Raw genomic sequence first — 2470 nt, 5'->3', positions numbered from 1 at the left:
GCCGCGCCCGCTCGGCCGAGGCGGGGATCGACGAGCTGCAGCAGCATGTCGACACATTGATCGTCATTCCTAACCAGAATCTGTTCCGCATCGCCAATCCGAACACCACCTTCAAGGAGGCGTTCATGATGGCGGACGAGGTGCTGCAGCAGGGCGTGCGCGGGATCACCGACCTGATGGTCAGGCCCGGCCTGATCAACCTCGATTTCGCCGATGTCCGCTCGGTGATGAGCGAGATGGGCAAGGCGATGATGGGCACCGGCGAGGCCGGCGGCGACAATCGCGCGATCGAGGCGGCGGAGAAGGCGATCGCCAACCCGCTGCTCGACGGCGTCAGCATGAAGGGCGCCAAGGGCGTGATCATCTCGATCACCGGCGGCGAGGACATGCGCCTGATGGAGGTCGACGAGGCCGCCAATCACATCAAGGAGCTGGTCGATCCCGACGCCAACATCATCTGGGGCTCGGCCTTCAACAACGATCTCGACGGCAAGCTCCGCGTCTCGGTCGTCGCCACCGGCATCGACGTCGAGGAAGCGACTCAGGCGCCGCCGCTCCAGGCCAAGGTCTTCGCCTTCCCGGGCGCGCGCCAGCAGAGCGAGGCGGCGGCGGAGCCGGCTCCCGAGCCGGTCGCCGAGGCGCAAGCTCCGGCTTACGAGCCCGCGCCGGTCGCGATTCCCGAGCCGATCACGCTGACGCCGCCCGAGGGCTTTGAGGAAGCCGCCGAGGCCGCCGCCGAACTGACCCTCGACCAGCCGACCGAGGAGGAGGCTGACGAGCTGCTGCTCGACAGCGTCGATCTGGTCGACGACGATATTCCGCCGACGGCCACGGAGGATGAGGAAGCCCAGGCCGGCGGCCGCCGCACCTGGCTCGCGCGGGAGGAAGAGGAGGCACCGCCCCCCGAGCCCGCCGCCAAGCCGGCCGGCGGCACCCTGTTCGAGCGGATGTCCAACATCGCCCGCGGCGCCGCGAAGGCGCAGGTCGACGAAAAGGAGGAGACCGGCCCGCGCCTGCGCGGCGGCCGCGACCCGCTCGACATCCCCCGCTTCCTGAACCGCCAGAACAACCAATAGGCTATCTGCCCGGCCGGATGCGAGGCGGCGTTCGTCGCCGCCGCGCACCGATTGGCCGCAGAGTCCGCGCGTCGGTCATTGCCGGTACAGGCGGCGCCCTGTCTTAGGGATGGCATGACTTCATCATTGAGGCGGGGGGTGCGCCGCCAGTCATGGGTCTGGACCCTGTTGCTGCTGGCGTCCGGGACCATGATGGCGCTCCCTGCTTATGCGCAGGACGACGAGAGCGGGCGGCGGCGGGCGAACCTGCCGCCGGGCGCGGTCGTGCAGCCGCTCGACAACGGCGCGAGCGAGGAGCTCAGGCGCAATCTCAACCGGGTCGGCGAAAATCCGGGCAGCGCCTCCGTGCTGATCGATGCCGGGCGGGCCGCGCTCGCGATGGGCGACGCGCAGGCGGCGCTCACCTTCTTCTCGCGCGCCGAGGAGGCCTCGCCGCGCGACGCGCGGGTCCGTGCCGGCATGGCCGCGGCGATGGCGCAGCTCGGCCAGCCCGAGGCGGCACTCACCCTGTTCCAGGAGGCGCTGGGCTTCGGGGCGCCGGAAGTGGAGATCGCCGGCGACCGCGGCCTCGCCTACGACATGATGGGCGATCCGGCGCGGGCGCAGCGCGATTATGCGCTGGTGCTGCGGCGGCGCGACGAGCCCGAGGTCCGCCGCCGGATGGCGCTGTCACTCGCGATCAGCGGCCAGCGTGAGGCGGCGCTCCGCATGATCGAGGGCCAGCTCAGAAACAATGACCGCGCCGCCTGGCGCACCCAGGCTTTCGTCCTCGCCTTGACCGGCGACGCCGCCGGCGCGAACCGCACCGCACAGGGGGTGATGCCCCCCGGCGCCGCGCAGGCGATGGCGCCGTTCCTCGCCCGCCTCTCGGGCCTCAGCCCGGCGCAGAAGGCGCGCGCCGTCCATCTCGGCCATTTCCCCGCCGACGGCCGCGTCCAATATGCCGGCAATGCCGATACCAGCGCCGATCCCGGCGCGCTCGCGCTCGCGCAGGGCGGCCGTTCCGTGCCGACGCGCGAGAGGCAGGCGGAGCGCGATACGGACGCCGAGCGTCGTCGCCCCGGCGCCGTCTCGCCGCTCGATCGTGCCGCGGTCGGGCGCCGCCGCACTGTGCTCAACGACAGTTCCGAGCGTCCCCGCGTCATCCGGCCGGCGCCGCGCGTGCCGGGCCCCAGCGCGCCGCCGCCGCGCGAGCGGGTCGAGGTCGCCGAGGCGAGCCCGCCGCGCAACGTTCCGGTCTCCTCGCCGCCCGTCCAGCGTTTCCAGCCCGTGCCCGAGCCCCCGCCGCCGCGGCGTTTCGGGACCGAGCCCGCGCCGTCCTTCGCCGGCCCGGCGACCTCGCAATCGGATGCGCTGCCAGGCTTCTCGCTGACCCCGCAGGGCGTGCAGCCCGA

General features: G+C 72.4%; 2 protein-coding genes. Both read left to right on the top strand.

Annotated features, from left to right (window positions below):
- Nucleotides 1-1076 (top strand): cell division protein FtsZ (locus ACT4N8_RS04315; RefSeq protein WP_444856904.1); only part of this gene is annotated, 1076 nt, incomplete at its 5' end.
- Nucleotides 1077-1214: 138 nt separating this feature from the next.
- On the top strand, nt 1215-2470 hold a 1256-nt coding region (locus ACT4N8_RS04310; protein ID WP_444856903.1), incomplete at its 3' end, for a tetratricopeptide repeat protein.

The organism is Sphingosinicella sp. (assembly GCF_052387495.1).
Taxonomy (GTDB): domain Bacteria; phylum Pseudomonadota; class Alphaproteobacteria; order Sphingomonadales; family Sphingomonadaceae; genus Allosphingosinicella.
Note: the sequence above shows the minus strand (reverse complement) of the source record. Positions and strands in the feature narration are given on the sequence as shown.